This window comes from Pseudomonas sp. 5.2 (assembly GCF_059025405.1).
The window spans coordinates 111,955-138,410 of record NZ_JBYBHH010000019.1 but is presented as its reverse complement, the minus strand read 5'-3'; the positions used below and the strand labels follow the sequence as shown (position 1 = coordinate 138,410).

Below are 26,456 nucleotides of genomic sequence, written 5' to 3'. Positions count from 1 at the left end.
TATTTCGCAAAACCCCTATCTGCGCGAGCAGGTAGGGGTTTTGTCTTTTCGGGGCCGAAAATAGTCCTTCCTGCGGTCTTTCCGGGCAGCCCTTTTCCTATGCAAGCCCACTACCCATAGCTATCATGCCAGCCTTATTCCAAGTCGAGACTGGCATGCTGAAGTTGTTGAATCTCCTCAAGGATGGCCGGTTCCATTCCGGAGAAGCCTTGGGGGCAGCCCTCGGGGTGAGTCGCAGCGCCGTTTGGAAGCAGCTGCAGCACCTGGAGAGTGAGCTGAACCTCACCATTCACAAGGTTCGTGGGCGTGGCTACCAGCTGGCGGCACCTCTCGCCCTGCTCGAATCACAAGCGATCAATGAATTCGCCGAGGGTGAGCAGTGGCCTGTTTTCATCCACGAAACCATCGATTCAACCAATGCTGAAGGGCTTCGGCTTGCAAGCGAAGGGCAGCCGGCGCCATTCCTGGTCCTTGCCGAGCGCCAAAGCGCTGGGCGTGGCCGCCGCGGTCGCCAATGGGTCAGCCCTTTCGCAGAGAACCTCTATTACAGTCTCGTCCTGCGTGTCGAAGGTGGCATGCGTCAGCTCGAAGGGCTGAGCCTGGTGGTGGGGTTGGCAGTGATGCGGACCCTGCAGGGCTTTGGAGTAAAGGAAGTGGGGCTGAAATGGCCCAATGATGTGCTTGTTCGTGGGCAGAAGATCACCGGTATCTTGCTTGAGTTAGTGGGTGATCCTGCAGACGTGTGTCACGTTGTGCTTGGAATAGGTATCAATGTGAACATGCAAGCCAACGACCAAGTCGACCAGGAGTGGACCTCAATGCGGCGAGAGGTTGGCACCGCTATTGATCGAAACCGTCTGGTGGCAAAGCTCAGTCAGCAGTTGCAGCATGAATTGGCGCGTCACCGCCGCTATGGGTTTGCTGCATTCCAGGAAGAATGGGAGCAGGCGCATCTATGGCAGGGGCGTAACGTATCGCTTGTTGCTGGCAGTACCCGCATTGATGGGGTGGTGCTGGGGGTGGACGGGCAGGGCGGTTTGCGCCTTGAAGTCGAAGGTGTAGAAAAGAGCTTCAGTGGTGGTGAGCTCAGTTTGAGGTTGCGTGATGATTCTTGAGCTCGATTGCGGTAACAGCTTCATTAAATGGCGAGTCATTCACGCCGCCGACGCTACGATCGTGGGCGGCGGTATTGTCGATTCCGACCAGGCATTGGTGGCCGAGGTCAGTGCGTTGGCGTCGTTGCGTTTGTCTGGCTGCCGTATCGTCAGCGTGCGCAGCGAAGAAGAAACCGCGGCGCTCTGCGCGCTGATCCGCCAGGCGTTCTCGGTGGTGGCGCGCGTTGCCGAACCTGCTCAGCAAATGGCAGGGGTGCGCAATGGTTATGAAGACTACCAGCGCCTGGGCATGGATCGTTGGCTTGCAGCATTGGGTGCATTCCACCTGGCCAAGGGGGCTTGTCTGGTGATTGATCTTGGCACCGCCGCCAAATCCGATTTCATTGCCGCCGATGGCGAGCACCTGGGCGGTTACATCTGCCCGGGCATGCCGCTGATGCGCAGCCAGCTGCGTACGCACACACGGCGTATCCGCTATGACGATGCTTCGGCAGTACGCGCACTGACAAGCCTTGCCCCTGGCCGCTCGACGGTCGAGGCTGTGGAGCGTGGCTGTGTGTTGATGTTGCAGGGCTTTGCCCATACTCAGCTTGAGCAGGCGCGGGCGCTCTGGGGGGAGAATTTTACGGTGTTCCTTACCGGTGGGGATGCGCCGTTGGTGCGTGAAGCAGCACCGACGGCGCGCGTAGTCCCTGACCTGGTATTCGTTGGCCTGGCAATGGCCTGCCCACTGGACTGAGGTGCTTATGCGTTGGTTGTTTCTGCTGTTGCTGGTGCTCAACGTCTTCTATTACGTCTGGCACCAACAGGAAGCCCCGCTCAAGGCCAAGGATGTCGCCCCGCTGTCGTTGTACAAAGGTAGTCAGCAAGAAATTCGCCTGTTGCGTGAAACCGGTGTGTCCGCGCCGGCCCGTCGTCGTGATGAATGCCTGGTAGTAGGTGGCCTGGCGGCAAAAGAGCAGCTCGATGCACTGCGCCAGCGGCTGCTGAGCCTGGATATCAATGCTTTGCCGGTGTCGGGTCAGTTACCGGGCGCTGATGGTCTCTGGCTCAAGATTTCCCCAGAAAGCGAGCGTTTGCTGGACCAAACAGTACTCGTCGCTCTTTCCAACGATTTCAAAGACTTAAAACATAAAATTATTTTCTGCCAGGGTATTGCAACTGGCGAATAGCTTGATAGAATGGCGCCCGCTTCACAGGGAACACCACTGAGGTGGTAGAGCTGGAAGCGGTGTCAAAGCAGCTAAGTTTCAGATTTGATTGAAAAAATTTGAAAAAACGCTTGACACTAGGACGGCAGACAAATAGAATGCCGGCCACATCTGGAGGGATTCCCGAGCGGTCAAAGGGGACGGACTGTAAATCCGTTGCGAGAGCTTCGAAGGTTCGAATCCTTCTCCCTCCACCAGTTTTAGCGAGAGCCGCAAGCTCCGCGGGTATAGTTTAGTGGTAGAACCTCAGCCTTCCAAGCTGATGATGCGGGTTCGATTCCCGCTACCCGCTCCAAGTTTGCTGGATTTTGCGCAAAGTGTTTCGCTCTTGTAGCTCAGTTGGTAGAGCACACCCTTGGTAAGGGTGAGGTCAGCGGTTCAAGTCCGCTCAAGAGCTCCATATAAACAAGGCAGATATGAAAATATCTGCCTTTGTTTTATCAGCTTTATCAGCGTAAGACTATTTCTTCTGCGGAGGATTGTATCGATGGCTAAGGAAAAGTTTGATCGTTCCCTACCACACGTAAACGTTGGCACTATCGGCCACGTTGACCATGGTAAAACCACTCTGACCGCAGCTCTGACTCGCGTCTGCTCCGAGGTTTTCGGTTCGGCAGTCGTTGAGTTCGACAAGATCGACTCGGCTCCGGAAGAAAAAGCGCGCGGTATCACCATCAACACCGCTCACGTCGAGTACAACTCGAACATTCGTCACTACGCTCACGTCGACTGCCCAGGTCACGCTGACTACGTGAAGAACATGATCACCGGTGCTGCCCAGATGGACGGCGCGATCCTGGTTTGCTCGGCCGCCGATGGTCCGATGCCACAAACCCGTGAGCACATCCTGCTGTCCCGTCAGGTTGGCGTTCCGTACATCGTGGTCTTCCTGAACAAGGCTGACCTGGTAGACGACGCTGAGCTGCTGGAACTGGTCGAGATGGAAGTTCGCGACCTGCTGTCCACCTACGACTTCCCAGGCGACGACACCCCGATCATCATCGGTTCGGCTCGTATGGCGCTGGAAGGCAAAGACGACAACGAAATGGGCACCAGCGCTGTCAAGAAGCTGGTTGAAACTCTGGACAGCTACATCCCAGAGCCAGAGCGTGCTATCGACAAGCCGTTCCTGATGCCAATCGAAGACGTATTCTCGATCTCGGGTCGTGGTACCGTTGTTACCGGCCGTATCGAGCGTGGTATCGTCCGCGTTCAAGATCCGCTGGAAATCGTTGGTCTGCGTGACACCACCACCACCACCTGCACCGGTGTTGAGATGTTCCGCAAGCTGCTGGACGAAGGTCGTGCTGGCGAGAACTGCGGCGTTCTGCTGCGTGGTACCAAGCGTGACGACGTTGAGCGTGGCCAGGTTCTGGTCAAGCCAGGTTCGGTCAAGCCGCACACCAAGTTCACCGCAGAAGTCTACGTCCTGTCGAAGGAAGAAGGCGGCCGTCACACTCCGTTCTTCAAAGGCTACCGTCCTCAGTTCTACTTCCGTACCACTGACGTGACCGGTAACTGCGAACTGCCGGAAGGCGTTGAAATGGTAATGCCAGGTGACAACATTCAGATGACTGTCACTCTGATCAAGACCATCGCAATGGAAGACGGTCTGCGCTTCGCTATCCGTGAAGGCGGTCGTACCGTCGGCGCCGGCGTCGTAGCAAAAATTATTGAATAAGTAGTTGATTTACTTGATCAGGCCGGTATAATGGCCGGCCTGATACAGCGTTACAGGTCAGTAGCTCAATTGGCAGAGCGACGGTCTCCAAAACCGTAGGTTGGGGGTTCGATTCCCTCCTGACCTGCCATTCACCTCGGTGTGATTGGCTTTCTTCTCACAGGATCCTCCCCGATGACTCCCAAAACTGAAGCCCAAGAATCGCGTTTTGATCTGTTCAAGTGGCTGGCTGTAGTTGCTTTGGTGGTTGTTGGCGTCGTGGGTAATCAGTATTACTCCGCCTCCCCAATCCTGTATCGCGTACTCGCACTGCTCGCCCTGGCTGCGGCTGCTGGCTTTGTTGCCTTGCAGACTGCGAAGGGTAAGTCGTTCTTTGCGCTGGCGAAGGAAGCTCGTACCGAGATCCGTAAAGTCGTGTGGCCGACCCGCCAAGAAACCACTCAGACCACGCTGATTGTCGTGGCTGTAGTTCTGGTTATGGCGCTGCTGTTGTGGGGTCTTGATTCCCTGCTCGGCTGGGCGGTCTCCTTGATTGTTGGCTAAGGGTGTCCCGTGGCTAAGCGTTGGTACGTAGTGCATGCTTACTCGGGTTACGAGAAGCATGTGATGCGCTCGCTGATCGAGCGCGTCAAGCTGGCTGGCATGGAAGACGGTTTCGGCGAAATTCTGGTTCCGACCGAAGAAGTCGTTGAAATGCGTAACGGCCAAAAGCGCAAAAGTGAGCGCAAATTCTTCCCTGGCTATGTTCTGGTCCAGATGGAGATGAACGAAGGGACTTGGCACTTGGTCAAGGATACCCCTCGTGTGATGGGCTTTATTGGTGGTACCGCAGACAAGCCTGCGCCAATCACTGATAAAGAAGCTGAGGCTATCCTGCGTCGCGTTGCCGACGGCAGCGACAAGCCGAAGCCGAAGACGCTGTTCGAGCCAGGTGAAGTGGTTCGTGTCATTGACGGTCCGTTTGCTGACTTCAATGGCAGTGTCGAAGAGGTTAACTACGAAAAGAGTCGCCTCCAGGTGGCGGTGCTCATTTTCGGTCGCTCTACTCCGGTGGAGCTCGAGTTCAGCCAGGTCGAGAAGGTCTAGGCGAACGAAGCATCCCATACCCCGCAGCCCTGTGTGCTGCGGGGTTTTGTCGTCACTGGGATAAAACGCAAGTCATCCGGGGAGCCATCTGGCGTTTGTACCCGATTTTGGAGTAGCTCATGGCTAAGAAGATTCAGGCTTACATCAAGCTGCAAGTTAAGGCCGGCCAGGCCAACCCAAGCCCACCCGTTGGTCCAGCACTGGGCCAACACGGTGTGAACATCATGGAATTCTGCAAGGCCTTCAACGCCCGTACTCAGGGTCAAGAAGCCGGCCTGCCGACTCCTGTGATCATCACTGTTTACAGCGACCGTAGCTTCACTTTCGAGACCAAGAGCACCCCTGCCTCGGTTCTGCTGAAGAAAGCTGCTGGCCTGACCAGTGGTTCGGCTCGTCCGAACACCGTTAAAGTCGGTACCGTGACCCGTGCTCAGCTCGAAGAGATCGCCAAGACTAAACAGGCTGATCTGACCGCTGCTGACCTGGACGCTGCTGTACGCACCATCGCTGGCTCTGCCCGCAGCATGGGCCTGAACGTGGAGGGTGTGTAATGGCTAAGCTGACCAAGCGCCAAAAGGCCATTGCTTCGAAAATCGAAGCTGGCAAAGTTTACAACTTCGAAGAAGCAGCAGTGCTGCTGGCCGAACTGTCCACCGTGAAGTTCAGCGAATCCTTCGACGTTGCCGTCAACCTCGGCGTTGACCCGCGTAAATCCGACCAGGTCGTTCGTAGCGCTACTGTGCTGCCACACGGCACTGGCAAGACCGTACGCGTTGCCGTCTTCACCCAGGGTCCAGCTGCTGAGGCCGCTCTGGCTGCCGGCGCTGACCGTGTAGGTATGGACGATCTGGCTGCAGAAATGAAAGCCGGCGACCTGAACTATGACGTCGTCATCGCATCGCCTGATGCCATGCGCGTTGTTGGTCAGCTGGGTCAGGTTCTGGGTCCTCGCGGCCTGATGCCTAACCCGAAAGTGGGTACTGTGACTCCAGACGTAGCCGGCGCTGTCAAAAACGCCAAGGCTGGTCAGGTTCGCTACCGTACCGACAAGAACGGTATCATTCACACCTCCGTTGGCAAAGTCGGCTTCGAAGCTGGCAAGCTGAAGGAAAACGTTGAAGCCCTGATCGCTGATCTGAAGCGTATCAAGCCAGCTTCTTCGAAAGGTATCTACGTCAAGCGCGTTACCCTGAGCACCACTATGGGCCCAGGCCTGGTCATCGACCAGGGTTCGCTGAACGCGTAAGGCCATGGCGGTGCGACGTGTCGCGCCGCCAGCAAAAAATTGGGGTCCCTGCCTGGCGGGGGCTATCCAAGACCGTAGGCGGCGCAAGCCTTAAACCATAAGCCTACGCAGATGGTGCTCCCGATTCGTTATCGAATCAGACACCAAAACGACATCCGGCTTCGGCCAGATGAAACGGTAGAAACCAGGAGTAAACCCGTGGCAATTAAACTCGAAGACAAGAAGGCCATCGTCGCTGAAGTCAACGAGGCTGCCAAAGTCGCTCTGTCCGCTGTCGTGGCTGATGCCCGTGGTGTGACTGTAGGCGCAATGACCGGACTCCGTAAAGAGGCTCGTGAAGCTGGCGTTTACGTACGTGTCGTACGTAACACCCTGCTCAAGCGCGCTGTTGCCGATACTGAATTCAGTGTCCTCAACGACGCCTTCACTGGCCCGACCCTGATCGCTTTCTCCAACGAACACCCGGGCGCTGCTGCTCGTCTGTTCAAAGAGTTCGCCAAGGGTCAGGACAAGTTCGAGATCAAGGCAGCTGCGTTTGACGGCAAATTCATTGCCGCCAACCAGATCGATGTACTGGCTACCTTGCCGACCCGTGACGAAGCTATCGCACGTCTGATGAGCGTGATTCAAGGCGCCACCAGCAAGCTGGCTCGTACTCTGGCGGCCGTTCGCGACCAGAAAGAAGCTGCTGCTGCCTAAGGCGGCGTAACCTCTTTCAAAATCATTTGTTTAATTTGATGGCTGCGAAGGCTGTCACCCCAATACAGGATTTAAGTCATGTCCCTGACTAACGAGCAAATCATCGAAGCAATCGGCCAGAAAACCGTTCTGGAAGTTGTTGAGCTGATCAAAGCTATGGAAGAAACCTTCGGCGTTACCGCTGCTGTTGCCGCTGCTGGCCCAGCTGCTGCTGCTGCCGTTGTTGAAGAGCAAACCGAGTTCAACGTTGTTCTGGTTGAAGCCGGCGAGAAGAAAGTAAACGTGATCAAGGCCGTTCGTGAACTGACCGGTCTGGGCCTGAAAGAAGCCAAAGAGAAAGTCGACGGCGCTCCTCAGGTCGTAGCTGAAGGCGTTTCGAAAGAAGCCGCTGAAGACGCTAAGAAGAAGCTGGAAGAAGCAGGCGCTAAAGTCGAGCTGAAGTAATTTCGACTTTGCGATGCCAGCCTGAGCGTTGAGCACAAGGCTGATGGCTGGTGGCTTATGCCACCGGCCTTTTTCCGTTATTGGTGGCCGATCAGATCGGCCCCGATAACGAGCTGCAAGACACCCATGTGGGTGGCGCAAACCAAGGGGTTTGCACGATTTTCTGGCTGCTCCCGCCGGGAGAAGCCAAACAAGCAGGTGACCAAGCTGGGGAACGCTGATGGCTTACTCATACACTGAGAAAAAACGTATCCGCAAGGACTTTAGCAAGTTGCCGGACGTCATGGATGTGCCTTACCTCCTGGCCATCCAGCTGGATTCGTATCGCGAATTCCTGCAAGCGGGAGCATCCAAGGATCAGTTCCGCGACGTCGGCCTGCACGCGGCCTTCAAATCGGTATTCCCGATCATCAGCTACTCCGGCAATGCTGCCCTGGAGTACGTAGGCTATCGCCTGGGCGAACCCGCCTTCGATGTGAAGGAATGTGTCCTGCGTGGCGTGACCTTCGCGGTCCCACTGCGGGTCAAGGTGCGCCTGATCATCTTCGACAAGGAATCGTCGAACAAAGCGATCAAGGACATCAAAGAGCAAGAAGTCTACATGGGTGAAATCCCCCTGATGACTGAGAACGGTACCTTCGTAATCAACGGTACCGAGCGTGTGATCGTTTCCCAGCTGCACCGTTCGCCTGGTGTGTTCTTCGACCACGACCGTGGCAAGACGCACAGCTCCGGCAAGCTGCTGTACTCCGCTCGCATCATCCCTTACCGCGGCTCCTGGCTGGACTTCGAGTTCGACCCGAAGGACTGCGTGTTCGTGCGTATCGACCGTCGCCGCAAACTGCCGGCCTCGGTACTGCTGCGCGCACTGGGTTACAGCACCGAAGAGGTTCTGAACACCTTCTACACCACCAACGTGTTCCACGTTTCCGGCGAAAAACTCAGCCTGGAACTGGTACCTCAGCGTCTGCGTGGTGAAGTTGCGGTCATGGACATCCATGACGAAACCGGCAAGGTCATTGTCGAGCAGGGTCGCCGCATCACTGCGCGCCACATCAACCAGCTCGAGAAAGCCGGCGTCAAGCAGCTCGACGTTCCTATGGAATACGTCCTGGGCCGCACCACCGCCAAGGCTATCGTGCATCCGGCTACCGGCGAGATCCTGGCCGAGTGCAACACCGAGCTGACCACCGAGCTGCTGATCAAGGTCGCCAAGGCACAGGTCGTCCGTATCGAGACCCTGTACACCAACGACATCGATTGCGGTCCGTTCATCTCGGACACCCTGAAGATCGACACCACCAGCAACCAGCTGGAAGCCCTGGTCGAAATCTATCGCATGATGCGTCCAGGCGAGCCGCCAACCAAGGATGCTGCCGAGACCCTGTTCAACAACCTGTTCTTCAGCGCCGAGCGTTACGACCTGTCCGCCGTAGGCCGCATGAAGTTCAACCGTCGTATCGGTCGTACCGAGATCGAAGGTTCGGGCGTGCTGAGCAAGGAAGACATCGTCGAGGTCCTCAAGACCCTGGTCGACATCCGTAACGGCAAAGGCATCGTCGACGACATCGACCACCTGGGTAACCGTCGCGTACGTTGCGTCGGCGAGATGGCCGAGAACCAGTTCCGTGTTGGCCTGGTGCGCGTTGAGCGTGCGGTCAAGGAGCGTCTGTCGATGGCCGAAAGCGAAGGCCTGATGCCGCAAGACCTGATCAACGCCAAGCCGGTAGCGGCGGCGGTGAAAGAGTTCTTCGGTTCCAGCCAGCTGTCGCAGTTCATGGACCAGAACAACCCGCTTTCCGAGATCACCCACAAGCGCCGCGTTTCTGCACTCGGCCCTGGCGGTCTGACCCGTGAGCGTGCTGGCTTCGAAGTCCGTGACGTACACCCGACCCACTACGGCCGTGTGTGCCCGATCGAGACCCCTGAAGGTCCGAACATCGGTCTGATCAACTCCCTGGCAGCCTATGCCCGCACCAACCAGTACGGCTTCCTCGAAAGCCCGTATCGCGTGGTGAAGGAAGGCGTGGTCAGCGACGACATCGTGTTCCTGTCGGCCATTGAAGAAGCGGATCACGTCATCGCCCAGGCTTCGGCAGCGATGAACGAGAAGAAGCAGCTGATCGATGAGCTGGTAGCGGTTCGTCACCTGAACGAATTCACCGTCAAGGCGCCAGAAGACGTCACCTTGATGGACGTTTCGCCGAAGCAGGTTGTTTCGGTCGCAGCGTCGCTGATTCCGTTCCTCGAGCACGACGACGCCAACCGTGCACTCATGGGTTCGAACATGCAGCGTCAGGCTGTACCGACCCTGCGCGCTGACAAGCCGCTGGTAGGTACCGGCATGGAGCGCAACGTTGCCCGTGACTCCGGCGTCTGCGTCGTGGCCCGTCGTGGCGGCGTGATCGACTCGGTCGATGCCAGCCGTATCGTCGTGCGTGTTGCCGATGACGAAGTCGAAACCGGTGAAGCAGGTGTAGATATCTACAACCTGACCAAATACACCCGTTCGAACCAGAACACTTGCATCAACCAGCGTCCGCTGGTCAGCAAGGGTGATGTGGTCAAGCGTCACGACATCATGGCCGACGGCCCGTCCACCGATATGGGTGAACTGGCACTGGGTCAGAACATGCGCATCGCGTTCATGGCGTGGAACGGCTTCAACTTCGAAGACTCCATCTGCCTGTCCGAGCGTGTGGTTCAGGAAGATCGCTTCACCACGATCCACATTCAGGAACTGACCTGTGTGGCGCGTGACACCAAGCTTGGCCCAGAGGAAATCACCGCAGACATCCCGAACGTGGGTGAAGCTGCGCTGAACAAGCTGGACGAAGCCGGTATCGTTTACGTAGGTGCCGAAGTCGGCGCTGGCGACATTCTGGTTGGTAAGGTCACTCCGAAAGGCGAGACCCAACTGACGCCGGAAGAGAAGCTGCTGCGTGCCATCTTCGGTGAGAAGGCCAGCGACGTTAAAGACACCTCCCTGCGTGTGCCAACCGGCACCAAGGGTACTGTCATCGACGTCCAGGTCTTCACCCGTGACGGCGTTGAGCGCGACAGCCGCGCCCTGGCCATCGAGAAGATGCAGTTGGACGAGATCCGCAAGGACCTCAACGAAGAGTTCCGCATCGTCGAAGGTGCAACCTTCGAGCGTCTGCGTTCCGCCCTGAACGGCCAAGTGGTCGACGGTGGTGCGGGCCTGAAGAAAGGCACCGTGATCACTGACGAAGTACTGGACGGTCTGGAGCACGGCCAGTGGTTCAAACTGCGCATGGCCGAAGACGCGCTGAACGAACAGCTGGAAAAGGCTCAGGCTTACATCGTCGATCGCCGTCGTCTGCTGGACGACAAGTTCGAAGACAAGAAGCGCAAGCTGCAGCAAGGCGACGACCTGGCACCGGGCGTACTGAAGATCGTCAAGGTCTACCTGGCTATCCGCCGCCGCATCCAGCCGGGCGACAAGATGGCAGGCCGTCACGGTAACAAAGGTGTGGTCTCGGTGATCATGCCGGTCGAAGACATGCCGCACGACGCCAACGGTACTCCGGTCGACGTCGTACTGAACCCACTGGGCGTACCTTCGCGTATGAACGTCGGTCAGATCCTTGAAACCCACCTGGGCCTCGCGGCCAAAGGCCTGGGCGAGAAGATCGACCGGATGCTCGAAGAGCAGCGCAAAGCCGCTGAGCTGCGCGTGTTCCTGACCGAGATCTACAACGAGATCGGCGGTCGTCAGGAAAGCCTGGAAGAGTTCACCGACGCAGAGATCCTTGCCCTGGCAAACAACCTGAAGAAGGGCGTGCCTATGGCTACCCCAGTCTTCGACGGTGCCAAGGAAAGCGAGATCAAGGCCATGCTGAAACTGGCAGACATGCCAGAAAGCGGCCAGATGGTGCTGTTCGATGGCCGTACCGGCAACAAGTTCGAGCGTCCTGTGACCGTTGGTTACATGTACATGCTCAAGCTGAACCACTTGGTGGACGACAAGATGCACGCGCGTTCCACTGGTTCCTATAGCCTGGTTACCCAGCAGCCGCTGGGTGGTAAGGCGCAGTTCGGTGGTCAGCGTTTCGGGGAAATGGAAGTGTGGGCGCTGGAAGCATACGGCGCGGCATACACCCTGCAAGAAATGCTCACAGTGAAGTCGGACGACGTGAACGGCCGTACCAAGATGTACAAGAACATCGTGGATGGCGATCACCGTATGGAGCCGGGCATGCCCGAGTCCTTCAACGTGTTGATCAAAGAGATCCGTTCGCTCGGTATCGATATCGATCTGGAAACCGAATAACACGTGACGCGAAGGGGAGCGGGGCAGGTAATGCCCGCTTCCTGCTCCGCCAGGAGGAAAGGCCTTGAAAGACCTACTGAATTTGCTGAAAAACCAGGGTCAAGTCGAAGAGTTCGACGCCATCCGCATCGGTCTGGCGTCGCCTGAAATGATCCGTTCGTGGTCGTTCGGTGAAGTTAAGAAGCCGGAAACCATCAACTACCGTACGTTCAAACCTGAACGTGACGGCCTGTTCTGCGCCAAGATCTTTGGCCCAGTCAAGGACTACGAGTGCCTGTGCGGCAAGTACAAGCGCCTCAAGCACCGCGGTGTGATCTGCGAGAAGTGCGGCGTTGAAGTTGCCCTGGCCAAGGTTCGTCGTGAGCGCATGGCGCACATCGAACTGGCCTCGCCGGTTGCCCACATCTGGTTCCTGAAGTCGCTGCCGTCCCGTATCGGCCTGCTGATGGACATGACCCTGCGTGATATCGAGCGCGTTCTCTACTTCGAGAGCTATGTCGTTATCGACCCAGGCATGACCACCCTTGAAAAAGGCCAGCTGCTGAACGACGAGCAGTACTTCGAAGCGCTGGAAGAGTTCGGTGACGACTTCGACGCCCGCATGGGTGCCGAGGCTGTCCGCGAGCTGCTGCACGCTATCGACCTGGAGCACGAGATCGGTCGCCTGCGCGAAGAAATTCCGCAGACCAACTCGGAAACCAAGATCAAGAAGCTGTCCAAGCGCCTGAAGCTGATGGAAGCTTTCCAGGGCTCGGGCAACCTGCCTGAGTGGATGGTCCTGACCGTCCTGCCAGTACTGCCGCCGGACCTGCGTCCGCTGGTACCGCTGGATGGTGGCCGCTTCGCGACCTCCGACCTGAACGATCTGTATCGTCGGGTGATCAACCGTAACAACCGTCTGAAGCGCCTGCTCGATCTGTCGGCGCCGGACATCATCGTGCGCAACGAAAAGCGCATGCTGCAGGAAGCGGTCGACGCCCTGCTGGACAACGGCCGTCGCGGTCGCGCCATCACTGGCTCGAACAAGCGTCCGCTGAAGTCCCTGGCTGACATGATCAAAGGTAAGCAAGGTCGTTTCCGTCAGAACTTGCTCGGTAAGCGCGTGGACTACTCCGGTCGTTCGGTAATTACCGTAGGCCCGACCCTGCGTCTGCACCAGTGCGGTCTGCCGAAGAAAATGGCCCTCGAGCTGTTCAAGCCGTTCATTTTCGGCAAGCTGGAAATGCGTGGTCTGGCGACCACCATCAAGGCTGCCAAGAAGATGGTCGAGCGCGAGCTGCCAGAGGTGTGGGACGTTCTCGCCGAGGTCATCCGCGAACACCCCGTACTGCTCAACCGTGCACCGACCCTTCACCGTCTGGGTATCCAGGCGTTCGAGCCTGTGCTCATCGAAGGTAAGGCGATCCAGCTGCACCCGTTGGTCTGTGCGGCGTACAACGCCGACTTCGACGGTGACCAGATGGCCGTTCACGTGCCGCTGACGCTGGAAGCCCAGCTCGAAGCGCGCGCGCTGATGATGTCGACCAACAACATTCTGTCGCCAGCCAACGGTGAGCCAATCATCGTTCCGTCGCAGGACGTTGTACTGGGTCTGTACTACATGACCCGTGAAGCCATCAACGCCAAGGGCGAAGGTCGCGTATTCGCAGACCTGCAAGAAGTCGACCGCGTATTCCGCGCCGGCGAAGCTGCCCTGCACGCGAAAATCAAGGTCCGTATCAACGAGACCGTGAATGACCGTGATGGCTCCGTCACCAAGAACACCCGCATCGTCGACACCACCGTCGGCCGTGCGCTGTTGTTCCAGGTTGTACCGGCAGGTCTGCCGTACGACGTGGTCAACCAGCCGATGAAGAAGAAAGCGATCTCCAAGCTGATCAACCAGTGCTACCGCGTGGTTGGTCTGAAAGAGACCGTCATCTTCGCTGACCAGCTGATGTACACCGGTTTTGCCTACTCGACCATTTCCGGCGTTTCGATCGGTGTTAACGACTTCGTTATCCCGGACGAAAAAGCCCGCATCATCGGTACTGCTACCGACGAAGTGAAGGAAATCGAGAGCCAGTACGCCTCCGGCCTGGTAACCCAGGGCGAGAAGTACAACAAGGTCATCGACTTGTGGTCGAAGGCGAACGACGAAGTGTCCAAGGCGATGATGGCCAACCTCTCGAAAGAGAAGGTCATCGACCGCGAGGGCAAGGAAGTCGAGCAAGAGTCCTTCAACTCGATGTACATGATGGCTGACTCGGGTGCGCGGGGTTCCGCAGCACAGATCCGTCAGCTGGCCGGTATGCGTGGTCTGATGGCCAAGCCGGACGGCTCGATCATCGAGACGCCGATCACCGCGAACTTCCGTGAAGGTCTGAGCGTACTCCAGTACTTCATCTCGACTCACGGTGCTCGTAAGGGTCTGGCGGATACTGCACTGAAAACTGCGAACTCCGGTTACCTGACGCGTCGTCTGGTAGACGTGGCGCAAGATCTGGTCGTGACCGAGATCGACTGTGGCACCGACCACGGCCTGCTGATGACTCCGCACATCGAAGGCGGTGACGTTGTCGAGCCGCTGGGTGAGCGCGTACTGGGCCGTGTCATTGCCCGTGACGTGTTCAAGCCAGGCACCGAGGACGTCATCGTCCCAGCCGGTACCCTGGTTGACGAGCAGTGGGTCGAGTTCATCGAGCTGAACAGCATCGACGAAGTTATCGTGCGTTCGCCGATCAACTGCGAAACCCGCTACGGTATCTGCGCCAAGTGCTACGGTCGTGACCTGGCTCGTGGTCACCAGGTGAACATCGGTGAAGCTGTCGGCGTTATCGCTGCACAGTCGATCGGTGAGCCGGGTACCCAGCTGACCATGCGTACGTTCCACATCGGTGGTGCTGCAAGCCGGACCTCGGCTGCCGACAGCGTCCAGGTGAAGAACGGCGGTATGGTTCGTCTGCACAACCTGAAGCAGGTCGTGCGCGCCGATGGCAACCTGGTTGCCGTATCGCGTTCCGGCGAGCTGGCCATTGCCGATGAATTCGGTCGTGAGCGTGAGCGTTACAAGCTGCCTTACGGTGCGGTCATTTCGGTCAAGGAAGGTGACAAGGTCGAAGCTGGCGCCATCGTCGCCAAGTGGGACCCGCACACCCACCCGATCGTTACCGAGCTGAAAGGTACCGTGACCTTCGTGGGCATGGAAGAAAACATCACCATCAAGCGTCAGACCGACGAACTGACTGGTTTGACCAACATCGAAGTTCTGGACGTCAAGGATCGCCCTGCCGCAGGCAAGGAAATCCGTCCGGCAATCAAGATGGTCGATGCCAACGGCAAGGACCTGTACCTGCCAGGTACCGACGTACCGGCTCAGTACTTCCTGCCGGCCAACGCCCTTGTTGGTGTGGCTGACGGTGCACAGATCGGTGTTGGTGACGTTATCGCGCGTATCCCGCAAGAAACGTCGAAGACCCGCGACATCACCGGTGGTCTGCCGCGCGTTGCCGACTTGTTCGAAGCGCGTCGTCCGAAAGAAGCCTCGATTCTGGCTGAAGTCAGCGGCACCATCGCGTTCGGTAAAGAGACCAAAGGCAAGCGCCGTCTGGTCATTACGCCGACCGACGGTAGCGATCCGTACGAAGAGCTGATTCCGAAGTGGCGCCACCTGAACGTCTTCGAAGGCGAACAGGTAAACCGCGGCGAAGTTATCTCCGACGGCCCGAGCGATCCGCACGACATCCTGCGTCTGCTGGGTGTGAGCGCGCTGGCCAAGTACATCGTCAACGAGATCCAGGACGTTTACCGCCTGCAAGGCGTTAAGATCAACGACAAGCACATCGAGACCATCCTGCGTCAGATGCTGCGTAAGGTCGAGATCGCCGAGTCGGGTGATTCCAGCTTCATCAAGGGCGACCAGATGGAACTGACTCACGTACTGGTCGAGAACGAGCGTCTCGCTAGCGAAGACAAGTTCATCTCGAAGTTCTCGCGTGTGCTGCTGGGTATCACCAAGGCGTCGCTGTCGACCGAATCGTTCATCTCCGCGGCTTCCTTCCAGGAAACCACCCGCGTACTGACCGAAGCGGCTGTCACCGGCAAGCGCGATTACCTGCGCGGCCTGAAAGAGAACGTGGTCGTGGGTCGTCTGATCCCGGCCGGTACTGGTCTGGCTTACCACAGCGAGCGCAAGCGCCGCCGTGATGCCGACAAACCGCTGCGTGTGAGCGCCAGTGAGGTGGAAGCCGCACTGACCGAAGCGCTGAATTCCAGCGGTAACTAAGTACAGGGCAGGGCCCCGGCAAGCCCCGAACGGCCATCGTCGACATGAATTGTTGCCGATGACCGGGCGGGGAGGGCCGGGGCCTCGTCTTGACTGGGTGCAAGATCCTCCGTAGACTTTTGTACCCTTAAATTTGGTGAGGCTCCGTCTCGCCAATTTTTGGCTTTCTTGCAAGACAATAGAGTCGCAAGACAATCAGTGGAGCTAGTAGATGGCAACTATCAACCAGCTGGTACGTCAGCCGCGTAAGCGTTCGGTCGAGAAGTCCGACGTTCCTGCGCTGCAGAACTGCCCGCAACGTCGTGGCGTGTGCACCCGCGTGTACACCACCACGCCGAAAAAACCTAACTCGGCACTGCGTAAAGTTTGCCGTGTGCGTCTGACCAACGGTTTCGAGGTTTCCTCGTACATCGGCGGTGAAGGCCACAACCTGCAAGAGCACAGCGTCGTCCTGATCCGTGGCGGCCGTGTAAAAGACTTGCCAGGTGTTCGTTACCACACCGTTCGCGGCTCTCTGGATACTTCGGGCGTTAAAGGCCGTAACCAGGGTCGTTCGAAGTACGGTACCAAGCGTCCGAAGTAATCGGTCGTTTGCACCCATCCATTTTTTTGAGTCGATAAGAGTAAGGTCGGGCAGGGGTCGAAGACCCACGTCCCGGGCTAACCTGAAGACCGTTTGAGGGCTTATCATGCCAAGACGTCGTGTAGCAGCAAAACGTGAGATTCTGGACGATCCTAAATACGGATCCCAAATCCTCGCCAAGTTCATGAACCACGTGATGGAAAGCGGCAAGAAGGCCGTGGCCGAGCGCATCGTTTACGGTGCACTGGACAAGGTCAAAGAGCGCAAGAACAGCGACCCCCTGGAAATCTTCGAGAAAGCTCTCGACGCCATCGCTCCGCTGGTCGAAGTAAAGTCCCGTCGTGTCGGCGGTGCCACTTACCAGGTTCCGGTTGAAGTTCGTCCATCCCGTCGTAATGCTCTGGCAATGCGCTGGCTCGTAGACTACGCCCGCAAGCGCGGCGAGAAGTCGATGGCTCTGCGCCTGGCTGGCGAGCTGCTGGATGCTGCTGAAGGCAAGGGTGCTGCAGTCAAGAAGCGTGAAGACGTTCACCGTATGGCTGAAGCCAACAAAGCGTTCTCGCACTACCGCTTCTAATTCAAGCATCAATCATTTTGCGAGGGCTTTATGGCTCGTACTACAGCAATTAACCGCTACCGTAACATTGGTATCTGTGCCCACGTTGACGCGGGCAAGACCACCACTACCGAGCGGATCCTGTTCTACACAGGCCTGAGCCACAAGATGGGCGAGGTGCACGACGGCGCCGCGACCACCGACTGGATGGTTCAGGAGCAGGAGCGGGGTATTACCATTACCTCCGCTGCCGTAACTACCTTCTGGAAGGGCTCTGTTGGTCAGTACGACAACTACCGCGTAAACGTCATCGATACCCCCGGCCACGTTGACTTCACCATTGAAGTAGAGCGTTCGCTGCGCGTACTCGACGGCGCGGTCGTTGTGTTCTGCGGTACCTCCGGCGTTGAACCTCAGTCCGAAACCGTATGGCGTCAGGCCAACAAATACGGCGTTCCACGTGTTGTTTACGTGAACAAGATGGACCGTGCCGGTGCAAACTTCCTGCGCGTCGTAGGTCAGATCAAGAACCGTCTGGGTCACACCCCGGTTCCTGTTCAGCTGGCCATCGGTTCGGAAGATAACTTCCAGGGTCAGGTCGACCTGATCAAGATGAAGGCTATCTACTGGAACGACGACGACAAAGGCACCACCTATCGCGAGGAAGAAATTCCTGCCGATATGCTGGAGCTGGCTGAAGAGTGGCGCTCCAACATGGTTGAGGCGGCTGCCGAGGCCAGCGAAGAGCTGATGAACAAGTACCTGGAAGGCGAAGAGCTGACCGTCGAAGAGATCAAAGCCGGTCTGCGCGCGCGCACCCTGGCCAGCGAAATCGTACCGGCCGTCTGCGGTTCGTCGTTCAAGAACAAGGGCGTTCCCCTGGTTCTCGATGCCGTCATCGACTACCTGCCTGCTCCGACCGAGATTCCTGCAATCCAGGGTATCAACCCGGATGACAAGGATCTGGACAAAGACGATCCGGCTGTTCGTAAAGACGAGCGTCACGCTGACGACGACGAGCCGTTCTCGGCTCTGGCGTTCAAGATCGCGACTGACCCGTTCGTGGGTACTCTTACCTTCGTTCGCGTCTACTCGGGTGTTCTGACCTCCGGTGACTCCGTCATCAACTCGGTCAAGGGCAAGAAAGAGCGCGTTGGTCGTATGGTGCAGATGCACGCCAACCAGCGTGAAGAGATCAAGGAAGTGCGCGCTGGCGACATCGCGGCCCTGATCGGCATGAAGGACGTGACCACAGGCGAAACCCTGTGCAACGCCGACAAGCCAATCATCCTTGAGCGTATGGACTTCCCTGAGCCGGTTATTTCGCTCTCCGTAGAGCCGAAAACCAAGGCTGACCAGGAGAAGATGGGTATCGCTCTGGGCAAACTGGCCCAGGAAGACCCGTCGTTCCGCGTCAAGACCGACGAAGAGACTGGTCAGACCATCATCTCGGGCATGGGTGAGCTGCACCTGGACATCCTCGTTGACCGCATGAAGCGCGAGTTCAACGTCGAAGCCAACATCGGTAAGCCTCAGGTTTCGTACCGCGAGAAGATCACCAAGTCCAACGTCGAGATCGAAGGCAAGTTCGTTCGTCAGTCGGGCGGTCGTGGTCAGTTCGGTCACTGCTGGATCCGTTTCTCGGAGCCGGACGTCGACGAGAAGGGCAACATCACCGAAGGTCTGGTCTTCACCAACGAAGTCGTTGGTGGTGTGATTCCTAAGGAATTCATCGCCCCGATCCAGAAGGGTATCGAAGAGCAGATGAAAAACGGCGTTGTTGCCGGCTATCCGCTGCTCGGCCTGAAGGCCACGGTATTCGACGGTTCGTACCACGACGTCGACTCCAACGAAATGGCGTTCAAAATCGCTGCTTCGATGGCGACCAAGCAACTGGCCCAGAAGGGCGGTGGCGTGGTGCTTGAGCCGATCATGAAGGTCGAAGTTGTAACCCCGGAAGACTACCTGGGTGACGTGATGGGTGACCTGAGCCGTCGTCGCGGGATGATCCAGGGTAATGAAGACTCGGTGTCCGGCAAGGTAATCACTGCTGAGGTACCGCTCGGAGAAATGTTCGGTTATGCGACCGACGTTCGTTCCATGTCTCAGGGTCGCGCAAGCTACTCCATGGAATTCTCCAAATACGCCGAAGCTCCGTCGAACATCGTCGAAGCACTCGTTAAAAAACAAGGCTAATCCCCTTTAGGCAAGAGGTTCACTGTCGTGGCTAAAGAAAAATTTGATCGTTCCCTTCCCCACGTTAACGTCGGCACCATCGGCCACGTTGACCACGGTAAGACCACTCTGACCGCAGCTCTGACTCGCGTCTGCTCCGAGGTTTTCGGTTCGGCAGTCGTTGAGTTCGACAAGATCGACTCGGCTCCGGAAGAAAAAGCGCGCGGTATCACCATCAACACCGCTCACGTCGAGTACAACTCGAACATTCGTCACTACGCTCACGTCGACTGCCCAGGTCACGCTGACTACGTGAAGAACATGATCACCGGTGCTGCCCAGATGGACGGCGCGATCCTGGTTTGCTCGGCCGCCGATGGTCCGATGCCACAAACCCGTGAGCACATCCTGCTGTCCCGTCAGGTTGGCGTTCCGTACATCGTGGTCTTCCTGAACAAGGCTGACCTGGTAGACGACGCTGAGCTGCTGGAACTGGTCGAGATGGAAGTTCGCGACCTGCTGTCCACCTACGACTTCCCAGGCGACGACACCCCGATCATCATCGGTTCGGCTCGTATGGCGCTGGAAGGCAAAGACGACAACGAAATGGGCACCAGCGCTGTCAAGAAGCTGGTTGAAACTCTGGACAGCTACATCCCAGAGCCAGAGCGTGCTATCGACAAGCCGTTCCTGATGCCAATCGAAGACGTATTCTCGATCTCGGGTCGTGGTACCGTTGTTACCGGCCGTATCGAGCGTGGTATCGTCCGCGTTCAAGATCCGCTGGAAATCGTTGGTCTGCGTGACACCACCACCACCACCTGCACCGGTGTTGAGATGTTCCGCAAGCTGCTGGACGAAGGTCGTGCTGGCGAGAACTGCGGCGTTCTGCTGCGTGGTACCAAGCGTGACGACGTTGAGCGTGGCCAGGTTCTGGTCAAGCCAGGTTCGGTCAAGCCGCACACCAAGTTCACCGCAGAAGTCTACGTCCTGTCGAAGGAAGAAGGCGGCCGTCACACTCCGTTCTTCAAAGGCTACCGTCCTCAGTTCTACTTCCGTACCACTGACGTGACCGGTAACTGCGAACTGCCGGAAGGCGTTGAAATGGTAATGCCAGGTGACAACATTCAGATGACTGTCACTCTGATCAAGACCATCGCAATGGAAGACGGTCTGCGCTTCGCTATCCGTGAAGGCGGTCGTACCGTCGGCGCCGGCGTCGTAGCCAAAATCATCGAGTAATCACTCGACCGATTGAAAAAACCCCCGCTCAGCGGGGGTTTTTTTTATTGGGTTGACACTAAATTGGGGCGTCTATAGAATCACGCCTCCTTTTAGCGGGCGTAGTGCGTCCGTTGGGAACAGCCTGGAGTCTGAAATCCAATGCAAAATCAGCAAATCCGTATCAGGTTGAAGGCTTTCGACCATCGCCTGATCGACCAATCCACCCAGGAAATCGTGGAAACCGCGAAACGTACTGGTGCACAAGTGCGTGGTCCAATTCCACTGCCTACCCGCAAAGAGCGTTTCACCGTTCTGGTCTCCCCGCACGTCAACAAAGACGCGCGTGACCAGTACGAGATTCGCACTCATAAGCGTGTTCTGGACATCGTCCAGCCAACGGATAAAACCGTTGACGCGCTGATGAAGCTTGATCTCGCGGCAGGTGTGGAAGTGCAGATCAGCCTCGGCTAAGACTTCGGTCTTGTCCGTGTAACGCTCTGAAATGGGCGGCCATAGCGGGTGAAAGCCCCGTACACTCATGAGGTTACAACATGACTATTGGTGTAGTCGGTCGTAAATGCGGTATGACCCGCGTTTTCACCGAAGAAGGTGTCTCCATTCCGGTCACGGTCATTGAGATCGAGCCGAATCGCGTCACCCAGTTCAAGACTGAAGAAACCGATGGCTACCGTGCAGTGCAAGTCACTGTCGGCGAGCGTCGTGCTTCGCGTGTGACTGCTGCTCAAGCAGGTCACTTCGCTAAAGCGAACGTTGCCGCTGGTCGCGGTGTCTGGGAGTTCCGCCTTGAAGAAGGCGAGTTCCAGGCTGGCGACTCGATCAAAGCTGAACTCTTCACTGCAGGCCAGCTGGTAGACGTTACTGGTCAGTCCAAAGGTAAAGGCTTCGCCGGTACCATCAAGCGCTGGAACTTCCGTGGTCAGGACAACACCCACGGTAACTCCGTGTCGCACCGCGTCCCAGGCTCCATCGGCCAGTGCCAGACTCCTGGTCGTGTGTTCAAGGGCAAAAAAATGTCCGGTCACATGGGCGCCGAGCGCGTGACTGTTCAGTCCCTGGAAGTAGTACGCGTAGACGCTGAACGCAACCTGCTGCTGATCAAGGGTGCCGTACCTGGCGCTACTGGCGGCGACGTGGTTGTACGTCCGGCTGTCAAGGCTCGCGGTTAAGGGGAAACTGACATGCAACTTAATGTAAATGACGCTCAGGCGATCGAAGTTTCCGAACTGACTTTCGGTGGCGAATTCAACGAGACGCTGGTTCACCAAGCAGTCGTGGCCTACATGGCCGGCGGCCGTCAGGGCACCAAGCAGCAAAAGACCCGTTCCGACGTGGCTGGTGGCGGTAAGCGCCCATGGCGTCAGAAGGGTACTGGCCGTGCTCGTGCTGGTACCACTCGTGGTCCGATCTGGCGTGGCGGTGGTGTTACCTTCGCAGCTCGCCCTCAAGATCACTCGCAAAAGCTCAACAAGAAGATGTATCGCGCAGCTCTGCGCTCCATCCTCGCTGAGCTGGTGCGTAGCGACCGTCTGGTCGTGGTTCAGGACTTCGCTGTTGAAGCACCGAAAACCAAAGATCTGCTGAACAAGCTGAACGGCATGGGTCTGAGCGACGTTCTGATCGTTTCGGACGCTGTTGATCAGAACCTGTACCTGGCTGCTCGCAACCTGCCACACGTCGATGTACGTGACGTGCAAGGTTCCGACCCGGTCAGTCTGATCGCATACGAGAAAGTGTTGATCACTGTCTCGGCCGTGAAGAAATTCGAGGAGCTGCTGGGATGAACCAGGAACGCGTATTCAAAGTCCTCCTTGGCCCGCACGTTTCCGAGAAGGCTACCGTTCTGGCTGAGAAAAAAGGCCAGTTCGTATTCAAGGTTGCTACTGACGCAACCAAGCTGGAAATCAAGAAAGCTGTCGAAGGCCTGTTCAACGTAAAAGTTGAAAACGTGTCGACCGTTAACGTTCTGGGTAAAACCAAGCGTACCGCACGTGGTCTGGGCAAGCGTAATGACTGGAAGAAGGCAATTGTCTCCCTTCAGCCAGGCCAAGATCTCGATTTCAGCAGCAGTGCTGAGTAAGGAAGGGGTGCATCATGGCAATCGTTAAATGCAAACCGACTTCCCCTGGCCGCCGTTTCGTGGTCAAGGTGGTCAACAAGGAGCTCCACAAGGGCGCTCCTCACGCACCGCTGCTCGAGAAGAAATCGAAGTCTGGTGGTCGTAACAACAATGGCCGCATTACCACTCGTCACGTTGGTGGTGGTCATAAGCAGCATTACCGTCTGGTCGACTTCCGTCGCAACGACAAAGATGGCATCCCAGCCACTGTCGAGCGTATCGAATACGATCCAAACCGTACTGCTCACATCGCCCTGCTGTGCTATGCAGACGGTGAGCGTCGCTACATCATCGCCCCTAAAGGCGTGAGCGCTGGCGACCAGCTGATCGCAGGTTCCCTGGCCCCAATCAAGGCCGGTAACTCCCTGCAGCTGCGTAACATCCCAGTAGGTAGCACTATTCACGGCATCGAACTGAAGCCGGGTAAAGGTGCACAGATCGCTCGTTCCGCTGGTGCTTCGGCTCAGCTGATCGCTCGCGAAGGTGTCTACGTGACCCTGCGTCTGCGCTCTGGTGAAATGCGTAAAGTACTGGCTGAGTGCCGTGCGACCCTGGGCGAAGTCTCGAACTCCGAGCACAGCCTGCGTTCGCTGGGTAAAGCAGGTGCCAAACGCTGGCGCGGCGTTCGCCCAACCGTTCGTGGCGTTGCCATGAACCCGGTTGACCACCCGCATGGTGGTGGTGAAGGTCGTACCTCCGGTGGTCGTCATCCGGTATCGCCATGGGGCTTCCCAACCAAGGGTGCTAAAACCCGTGGTAATAAGCGTACCGACAACATGATCGTCCGTCGTCGCAAGTAACTAGAGGGATACGACAGTGCCACGTTCTCTGAAAAAAGGTCCTTTTATCGATCTTCACCTGTTGAAGAAGGTCGAAGTGGCGGTGGAGAAGAACGATCGCAAGCCAGTTAAAACCTGGTCGCGTCGCTCGATGATCCTGCCACAAATGGTCGGTCTGACCATCGCGGTTCACAACGGTCGCCAACATGTCCCAGTTCTCGTGAACGAAGACATGGTCGGCCACAAACTGGGCGAGTTCGCCGGTACCCGCACCTATCGCGGGCACGTGGCTGACAAGAAAGCCAAGCGTTAAGGGGTAAGGAAATGGAAGTAGCCGCTAAGTTGTCGGGCGCTCGCATCTCCGCCCAGAAAGCCCGCTTGGTCGCCGACCAGATCCGCGGGAAGAAGGTGGGCGAAGCGCTCAACCTGTTGGCCTTCAGCAGCAAAAAAGCCGCTGAAATCATGAAGAAAGTCCTCGAGTCGGCCGTTGCCAACGCCGAACACAACGAAGGCGCAGACGTTGATGACCTGAAGGTCTCCACCGTCTTCGTCAACGAAGGGCGTTCGCTGAAGCGCATCATGCCACGTGCCAAAGGCCGTGCTGATCGCATCGTCAAGCGGTCTTGCCATATCACTGTCAAGGTTGCGGACAAGTAACGGAGTCGATCAGATGGGTCAGAAAGTACATCCCACTGGCATTCGCCTGGGAATCGTCAAGGAGCACACCTCCGTCTGGTACGCAGACGGTGCTACTTACGCAGATTACCTGTTGAAGGATCTGAAAACACGTGAGTACCTCCAAGACAAACTAAAAAGCGCGTCCGTAAGCCGTATCGATATTCATCGTCCGGCTCAAACTGCACGCATCACCATCCACACCGCTCGTCCCGGTATCGTTATCGGTAAGAAAGGTGAGGATGTCGAGAAGCTGCGTCAGGACCTGACCAAGCAGATGGGTGTGCCTGTGCACATCAACATCGAAGAGATCCGCAAGCCGGAACTCGACGCTATGCTGGTTGCGCAGAGCGTAGCTCAGCAGCTGGAACGCCGCGTAATGTTCCGTCGCGCCATGAAGCGCGCCGTACAGAACGCCATGCGTATTGGTGCCAAGGGCATCAAGATCCAGGTGAGCGGTCGTCTCGGCGGCGCCGAGATTGCTCGTACCGAGTGGTATCGCGAAGGTCGTGTGCCTCTGCACACCCTGCGTGCCGATATCGACTACAACACCTACGAAGCTCACACCACTTACGGTGTGATCGGTGTGAAGGTTTGGATCTTCAAAGGCGAAGTTATTGGTGGTCGCCAAGAAGAACTGAAACCACAAGCACCAGCGCCTCGTAAAAAAGCTGCTAAGTAAGGGGTACGCCAAATGTTGCAACCAAAGCGTACAAAATTCCGCAAGCAGATGACTGGCCACAACCGTGGTCTGGCACTGCGCGGTAGCAAAGTCAGCTTCGGCGAATTCGCCCTGAAAGCTGTTGCTCGCGGTCGCCTCACCGCTCGCCAGATCGAGTCGGCACGTCGTGCTCTGACTCGTCACGTGAAACGTGGCGGTAAGATCTGGATCCGTGTCTTCCCGGACAAGCCGATCTCCAAGAAACCTCTCGAGGTTCGTATGGGTAAAGGTAAGGGTTCCGTGGAATACTGGGTTGCCCAGATCCAGCCAGGCAAAGTCCTGTACGAGATCGAGGGTGTTTCTGAAGAGCTGGCGCGCGAAGCTTTCGCCCTGGCTGCTGCAAAGCTGCCTCTCGCCACCTCCTTTGTTAAGCGGACGGTGATGTGATGAAAGCGAATGAACTTCGTGAAAAATCGGCACAGCAGCTGAACGAGCAACTGCTCGGCTTGCTGCGCGACCAGTTCAATCTGCGTATGCAGAAAGCAACTGGCCAGTTGGGGCAGTCGCACCTGCTCTCGCAAGTTAAGCGTGACATCGCTCGCGTGAAAACTGTGCTCAACCAGCAGGCAGGTAAGTGATCATGGCTGAAGCTGAAAAAACCGTCCGTACGCTGACTGGCCGTGTCGTCAGCGACAAAATGGACAAGACCATCACCGTTCTGATCGAGCGTCGCGTAAAGCACCCGATCTACGGTAAATACGTTAAGCGTTCGACTAAGCTGCACGCGCACGACGAAGCCAACCAGTGCAAGATCGGCGACAAGGTTTCCATCCGTGAAACCCGTCCGCTGGCCAAGACCAAGTCCTGGGCACTGGTTGAAGTCCTCGAACGCGCTGTTGAAGTCTAAGGGCTAGGGGTCGGAGAAATTTTATGATTCAGACTCAATCCATGCTCGATGTGGCCGATAACAGCGGCGCTCGTCGCGTCATGTGCATCAAGGTGCTCGGCGGTTCGCACCGCCGTTACGCCGGCATCGGTGACATCATCAAAGTAACCGTCAAGGAAGCAATTCCGCGCGGTAAGGTCAAAAAAGGCCAAGTGATGACCGCTGTTGTCGTCCGTACCCGTCACGGTGTACGTCGCGCTGACGGTTCCATCATTCGTTTCGACGGCAACGCTGCTGTTCTGCTGAACAACAAGCAAGAGCCGATCGGCACTCGCATCTTCGGGCCAGTGACCCGTGAACTTCGTACTGAGAAGTTCATGAAGATCGTCTCGCTCGCCCCTGAAGTGCTGTAAGGAGATCCGACATGCAAAAGATTCGTCGTGACGACGAGATCATCGTGATCGCCGGCAAAGACAAAGGTAAGCGCGGTAAGGTGCTGAAGGTTCTCGCTGATGACCGTCTGGTCATCGGTGGCGTGAACCTGGTCAAGCGTCATACCAAGCCTAACCCGATGGCGGGCGTTCAGGGCGGTATCGTCGAGAAAGAAGCGCCTCTGCACGCTTCCAACGTTGCCATCTTCAACGGCGAAACCAACAAGGCTGACCGCGTTGGTTTCAAAGTAGAAGACGGTAAGAAAATTCGTGTCTTCAAGTCGACCCAAAAAGCGGTTGATGCTTGAA

Annotated in this window: 30 protein-coding genes and 4 tRNA genes; all 34 read left to right on the top strand. The window is 57.2% G+C overall.

Translation table 11 applies throughout. The features are described from left to right. Positions 1-155: 155 nt before the first annotated feature. The 34 genes from birA (at position 156) to rplX (ending at position 26,455) form a co-directional block, all read left to right on the top strand. Positions 156-1,115 carry a bifunctional biotin--[acetyl-CoA-carboxylase] ligase/biotin operon repressor BirA gene (gene birA / locus AC5PZ0_RS24445; protein WP_493855888.1) on the top strand — a complete coding sequence of 320 codons (960 nt, stop codon included), beginning with the start codon at positions 156-158 and terminating at the stop codon, positions 1,113-1,115. Further along, the gene (locus AC5PZ0_RS24440) at positions 1,105-1,854 is read left to right on the top strand and encodes a pantothenate kinase (RefSeq protein WP_027595483.1); all 750 of its coding nucleotides are present in this window, start codon (positions 1,105-1,107) and stop codon (positions 1,852-1,854) included. The genes birA and AC5PZ0_RS24440 overlap by 11 nt, the downstream gene beginning before the upstream one ends. Before the next feature lie 7 nt (positions 1,855-1,861). Then, entirely contained in the window at positions 1,862-2,287 is a 426-nt protein-coding gene (locus tag AC5PZ0_RS24435) for a hypothetical protein (protein WP_027595484.1), read from the top strand. Positions 2,288-2,439: 152 nt separating this feature from the next. Then, positions 2,440-2,523 (top strand) — tRNA-Tyr (locus AC5PZ0_RS24430). 24 nt (positions 2,524-2,547) lie between these two features. Then, positions 2,548-2,621, top strand: a tRNA-Gly gene (locus AC5PZ0_RS24425). A 29-nt stretch (positions 2,622-2,650) separates the two neighbouring features. After that, positions 2,651-2,726 (top strand) — tRNA-Thr (locus tag AC5PZ0_RS24420). An 87-nt stretch (positions 2,727-2,813) separates the two neighbouring features. Next, positions 2,814-4,007: an elongation factor Tu gene (gene tuf, locus AC5PZ0_RS24415; protein ID WP_016484647.1), complete on the top strand. Its 1,194-nt coding sequence runs from the start codon at positions 2,814-2,816 to the stop codon at positions 4,005-4,007. A 54-nt stretch (positions 4,008-4,061) separates the two neighbouring features. Beyond that, a tRNA-Trp gene (locus AC5PZ0_RS24410) sits at positions 4,062-4,137 on the top strand. Positions 4,138-4,181: 44 nt separating this feature from the next. Continuing rightward, complete coding sequence (gene secE, locus AC5PZ0_RS24405) at positions 4,182-4,550, top strand: preprotein translocase subunit SecE (RefSeq protein WP_027595465.1); 369 nt, start codon at positions 4,182-4,184, stop codon at positions 4,548-4,550. Between the two features lie 9 nt (positions 4,551-4,559). Further along, on the top strand, positions 4,560-5,093 hold the full coding sequence (gene nusG / locus AC5PZ0_RS24400; RefSeq protein ID WP_003255501.1) for a transcription termination/antitermination protein NusG: 534 nt from the start codon (positions 4,560-4,562) through the stop codon (positions 5,091-5,093). Positions 5,094-5,212: 119 nt separating this feature from the next. Next, the gene (gene rplK / locus AC5PZ0_RS24395) at positions 5,213-5,644 is read left to right on the top strand and encodes a 50S ribosomal protein L11 (RefSeq protein ID WP_027595466.1); all 432 of its coding nucleotides are present in this window, start codon (positions 5,213-5,215) and stop codon (positions 5,642-5,644) included. Beyond that, complete coding sequence (gene rplA / locus AC5PZ0_RS24390) at positions 5,644-6,339, top strand: 50S ribosomal protein L1 (RefSeq protein WP_027595467.1); 696 nt, start codon at positions 5,644-5,646, stop codon at positions 6,337-6,339. Before rplK ends, rplA begins: the two co-directional genes overlap by 1 nt. A 198-nt stretch (positions 6,340-6,537) precedes the next feature. After that, complete coding sequence (gene rplJ, locus AC5PZ0_RS24385; RefSeq protein ID WP_027595468.1) at positions 6,538-7,038, top strand: 50S ribosomal protein L10; 501 nt, start codon at positions 6,538-6,540, stop codon at positions 7,036-7,038. A 78-nt stretch (positions 7,039-7,116) separates the two neighbouring features. After that, complete coding sequence (gene rplL / locus AC5PZ0_RS24380; protein WP_007957596.1) at positions 7,117-7,482, top strand: 50S ribosomal protein L7/L12; 366 nt, start codon at positions 7,117-7,119, stop codon at positions 7,480-7,482. A gap of 50 nt (positions 7,483-7,532) precedes the next feature. Next, complete coding sequence (locus AC5PZ0_RS24375; RefSeq protein WP_155951450.1) at positions 7,533-7,703, top strand: hypothetical protein; 171 nt, start codon at positions 7,533-7,535, stop codon at positions 7,701-7,703. Continuing rightward, on the top strand, positions 7,703-11,776 hold the full coding sequence (gene rpoB / locus AC5PZ0_RS24370) for a DNA-directed RNA polymerase subunit beta (protein WP_027595469.1): 4,074 nt from the start codon (positions 7,703-7,705) through the stop codon (positions 11,774-11,776). The genes AC5PZ0_RS24375 and rpoB overlap by 1 nt, the downstream gene beginning before the upstream one ends. 64 nt (positions 11,777-11,840) lie before the next feature. Next, complete coding sequence (rpoC, locus tag AC5PZ0_RS24365) at positions 11,841-16,040, top strand: DNA-directed RNA polymerase subunit beta' (protein WP_027595470.1); 4,200 nt, start codon at positions 11,841-11,843, stop codon at positions 16,038-16,040. A gap of 211 nt (positions 16,041-16,251) precedes the next feature. Continuing rightward, positions 16,252-16,623 (top strand): 30S ribosomal protein S12, encoded by a 372-nt coding sequence (gene rpsL / locus AC5PZ0_RS24360; RefSeq protein WP_003255492.1) that lies wholly within the window; start codon positions 16,252-16,254, stop codon positions 16,621-16,623. 106 nt (positions 16,624-16,729) lie between these two features. After that, positions 16,730-17,200 (top strand): 30S ribosomal protein S7, encoded by a 471-nt coding sequence (gene rpsG, locus AC5PZ0_RS24355; RefSeq protein ID WP_008089143.1) that lies wholly within the window; start codon positions 16,730-16,732, stop codon positions 17,198-17,200. A 30-nt stretch (positions 17,201-17,230) separates the two neighbouring features. Next, positions 17,231-19,375 carry an elongation factor G gene (fusA, locus tag AC5PZ0_RS24350; protein WP_027595471.1) on the top strand — a complete coding sequence of 715 codons (2,145 nt, stop codon included), beginning with the start codon at positions 17,231-17,233 and terminating at the stop codon, positions 19,373-19,375. 27 nt (positions 19,376-19,402) lie between these two features. Then, on the top strand, positions 19,403-20,596 hold the full coding sequence (gene tuf / locus AC5PZ0_RS24345) for an elongation factor Tu (protein WP_016484647.1): 1,194 nt from the start codon (positions 19,403-19,405) through the stop codon (positions 20,594-20,596). 141 nt (positions 20,597-20,737) lie between these two features. Beyond that, on the top strand, positions 20,738-21,049 hold the full coding sequence (rpsJ, locus tag AC5PZ0_RS24340) for a 30S ribosomal protein S10 (RefSeq protein WP_003186070.1): 312 nt from the start codon (positions 20,738-20,740) through the stop codon (positions 21,047-21,049). Between the two features lie 80 nt (positions 21,050-21,129). Next, the gene (gene rplC, locus AC5PZ0_RS24335) at positions 21,130-21,765 is read left to right on the top strand and encodes a 50S ribosomal protein L3 (protein ID WP_027594871.1); all 636 of its coding nucleotides are present in this window, start codon (positions 21,130-21,132) and stop codon (positions 21,763-21,765) included. Positions 21,766-21,777: 12 nt separating this feature from the next. Next, the gene (gene rplD / locus AC5PZ0_RS24330) at positions 21,778-22,380 is read left to right on the top strand and encodes a 50S ribosomal protein L4 (RefSeq protein WP_003255485.1); all 603 of its coding nucleotides are present in this window, start codon (positions 21,778-21,780) and stop codon (positions 22,378-22,380) included. Then, positions 22,377-22,676, top strand: a complete 300-nt coding sequence (rplW, locus tag AC5PZ0_RS24325) for a 50S ribosomal protein L23 (RefSeq protein ID WP_003255484.1) — start codon at positions 22,377-22,379, stop codon at positions 22,674-22,676. Before rplD ends, rplW begins: the two co-directional genes overlap by 4 nt. A gap of 14 nt (positions 22,677-22,690) precedes the next feature. Next, positions 22,691-23,515, top strand: coding sequence for a 50S ribosomal protein L2 (gene rplB, locus AC5PZ0_RS24320; protein ID WP_027594872.1), 825 nt, complete (start codon positions 22,691-22,693; stop codon positions 23,513-23,515). A 16-nt stretch (positions 23,516-23,531) separates the two neighbouring features. Then, the gene (gene rpsS / locus AC5PZ0_RS24315; protein ID WP_003255482.1) at positions 23,532-23,807 is read left to right on the top strand and encodes a 30S ribosomal protein S19; all 276 of its coding nucleotides are present in this window, start codon (positions 23,532-23,534) and stop codon (positions 23,805-23,807) included. Between the two features lie 11 nt (positions 23,808-23,818). Further along, positions 23,819-24,151 carry a 50S ribosomal protein L22 gene (gene rplV / locus AC5PZ0_RS24310; RefSeq protein WP_003103908.1) on the top strand — a complete coding sequence of 111 codons (333 nt, stop codon included), beginning with the start codon at positions 23,819-23,821 and terminating at the stop codon, positions 24,149-24,151. Between the two features lie 13 nt (positions 24,152-24,164). Next, positions 24,165-24,851: a 30S ribosomal protein S3 gene (gene rpsC / locus AC5PZ0_RS24305; protein ID WP_003255481.1), complete on the top strand. Its 687-nt coding sequence runs from the start codon at positions 24,165-24,167 to the stop codon at positions 24,849-24,851. A 12-nt stretch (positions 24,852-24,863) separates the two neighbouring features. Next, the gene (gene rplP, locus AC5PZ0_RS24300) at positions 24,864-25,277 is read left to right on the top strand and encodes a 50S ribosomal protein L16 (protein WP_003255479.1); all 414 of its coding nucleotides are present in this window, start codon (positions 24,864-24,866) and stop codon (positions 25,275-25,277) included. Next, positions 25,277-25,468: a 50S ribosomal protein L29 gene (gene rpmC / locus AC5PZ0_RS24295; RefSeq protein WP_002555481.1), complete on the top strand. Its 192-nt coding sequence runs from the start codon at positions 25,277-25,279 to the stop codon at positions 25,466-25,468. The genes rplP and rpmC overlap by 1 nt, the downstream gene beginning before the upstream one ends. A 2-nt stretch (positions 25,469-25,470) precedes the next feature. Next, positions 25,471-25,737, top strand: coding sequence for a 30S ribosomal protein S17 (gene rpsQ, locus AC5PZ0_RS24290; protein ID WP_003255478.1), 267 nt, complete (start codon positions 25,471-25,473; stop codon positions 25,735-25,737). 23 nt (positions 25,738-25,760) lie between these two features. Beyond that, entirely contained in the window at positions 25,761-26,129 is a 369-nt protein-coding gene (rplN, locus tag AC5PZ0_RS24285; protein WP_002555479.1) for a 50S ribosomal protein L14, read from the top strand. 11 nt (positions 26,130-26,140) lie between these two features. Next, positions 26,141-26,455, top strand: a complete 315-nt coding sequence (gene rplX, locus AC5PZ0_RS24280) for a 50S ribosomal protein L24 (RefSeq protein ID WP_003255476.1) — start codon at positions 26,141-26,143, stop codon at positions 26,453-26,455. Position 26,456: the final 1 nt, after the last annotated feature.

What these genes read in the sequence shown, in the direction of transcription:
- birA (WP_493855888.1), top strand. Translation starts at nt 156, where the DNA reads ATGCTGAAGTTGTTGAATCTCCTCAAGGATGGCCGGTTCCATTCCGGA.
- AC5PZ0_RS24440 (WP_027595483.1), top strand. Translation starts at nt 1,105, where the DNA reads ATGATTCTTGAGCTCGATTGCGGTAACAGCTTCATTAAATGGCGAGTC.
- AC5PZ0_RS24435 (WP_027595484.1), top strand. Translation starts at nt 1,862, where the DNA reads ATGCGTTGGTTGTTTCTGCTGTTGCTGGTGCTCAACGTCTTCTATTAC.
- tuf (WP_016484647.1), top strand. Translation starts at nt 2,814, where the DNA reads ATGGCTAAGGAAAAGTTTGATCGTTCCCTACCACACGTAAACGTTGGC.
- secE (WP_027595465.1), top strand. Translation starts at nt 4,182, where the DNA reads ATGACTCCCAAAACTGAAGCCCAAGAATCGCGTTTTGATCTGTTCAAG.
- rplK (WP_027595466.1), top strand. Translation starts at nt 5,213, where the DNA reads ATGGCTAAGAAGATTCAGGCTTACATCAAGCTGCAAGTTAAGGCCGGC.
- rplA (WP_027595467.1), top strand. Translation starts at nt 5,644, where the DNA reads ATGGCTAAGCTGACCAAGCGCCAAAAGGCCATTGCTTCGAAAATCGAA.
- rplL (WP_007957596.1), top strand. Translation starts at nt 7,117, where the DNA reads ATGTCCCTGACTAACGAGCAAATCATCGAAGCAATCGGCCAGAAAACC.
- rpoB (WP_027595469.1), top strand. Translation starts at nt 7,703, where the DNA reads ATGGCTTACTCATACACTGAGAAAAAACGTATCCGCAAGGACTTTAGC.
- rpsL (WP_003255492.1), top strand. Translation starts at nt 16,252, where the DNA reads ATGGCAACTATCAACCAGCTGGTACGTCAGCCGCGTAAGCGTTCGGTC.
- rpsG (WP_008089143.1), top strand. Translation starts at nt 16,730, where the DNA reads ATGCCAAGACGTCGTGTAGCAGCAAAACGTGAGATTCTGGACGATCCT.
- fusA (WP_027595471.1), top strand. Translation starts at nt 17,231, where the DNA reads ATGGCTCGTACTACAGCAATTAACCGCTACCGTAACATTGGTATCTGT.
- rpsJ (WP_003186070.1), top strand. Translation starts at nt 20,738, where the DNA reads ATGCAAAATCAGCAAATCCGTATCAGGTTGAAGGCTTTCGACCATCGC.
- rplC (WP_027594871.1), top strand. Translation starts at nt 21,130, where the DNA reads ATGACTATTGGTGTAGTCGGTCGTAAATGCGGTATGACCCGCGTTTTC.
- rplD (WP_003255485.1), top strand. Translation starts at nt 21,778, where the DNA reads ATGCAACTTAATGTAAATGACGCTCAGGCGATCGAAGTTTCCGAACTG.
- rplW (WP_003255484.1), top strand. Translation starts at nt 22,377, where the DNA reads ATGAACCAGGAACGCGTATTCAAAGTCCTCCTTGGCCCGCACGTTTCC.
- rplB (WP_027594872.1), top strand. Translation starts at nt 22,691, where the DNA reads ATGGCAATCGTTAAATGCAAACCGACTTCCCCTGGCCGCCGTTTCGTG.
- rplV (WP_003103908.1), top strand. Translation starts at nt 23,819, where the DNA reads ATGGAAGTAGCCGCTAAGTTGTCGGGCGCTCGCATCTCCGCCCAGAAA.
- rpsC (WP_003255481.1), top strand. Translation starts at nt 24,165, where the DNA reads ATGGGTCAGAAAGTACATCCCACTGGCATTCGCCTGGGAATCGTCAAG.
- rplP (WP_003255479.1), top strand. Translation starts at nt 24,864, where the DNA reads ATGTTGCAACCAAAGCGTACAAAATTCCGCAAGCAGATGACTGGCCAC.
- rpmC (WP_002555481.1), top strand. Translation starts at nt 25,277, where the DNA reads ATGAAAGCGAATGAACTTCGTGAAAAATCGGCACAGCAGCTGAACGAG.
- rpsQ (WP_003255478.1), top strand. Translation starts at nt 25,471, where the DNA reads ATGGCTGAAGCTGAAAAAACCGTCCGTACGCTGACTGGCCGTGTCGTC.
- rplN (WP_002555479.1), top strand. Translation starts at nt 25,761, where the DNA reads ATGATTCAGACTCAATCCATGCTCGATGTGGCCGATAACAGCGGCGCT.
- rplX (WP_003255476.1), top strand. Translation starts at nt 26,141, where the DNA reads ATGCAAAAGATTCGTCGTGACGACGAGATCATCGTGATCGCCGGCAAA.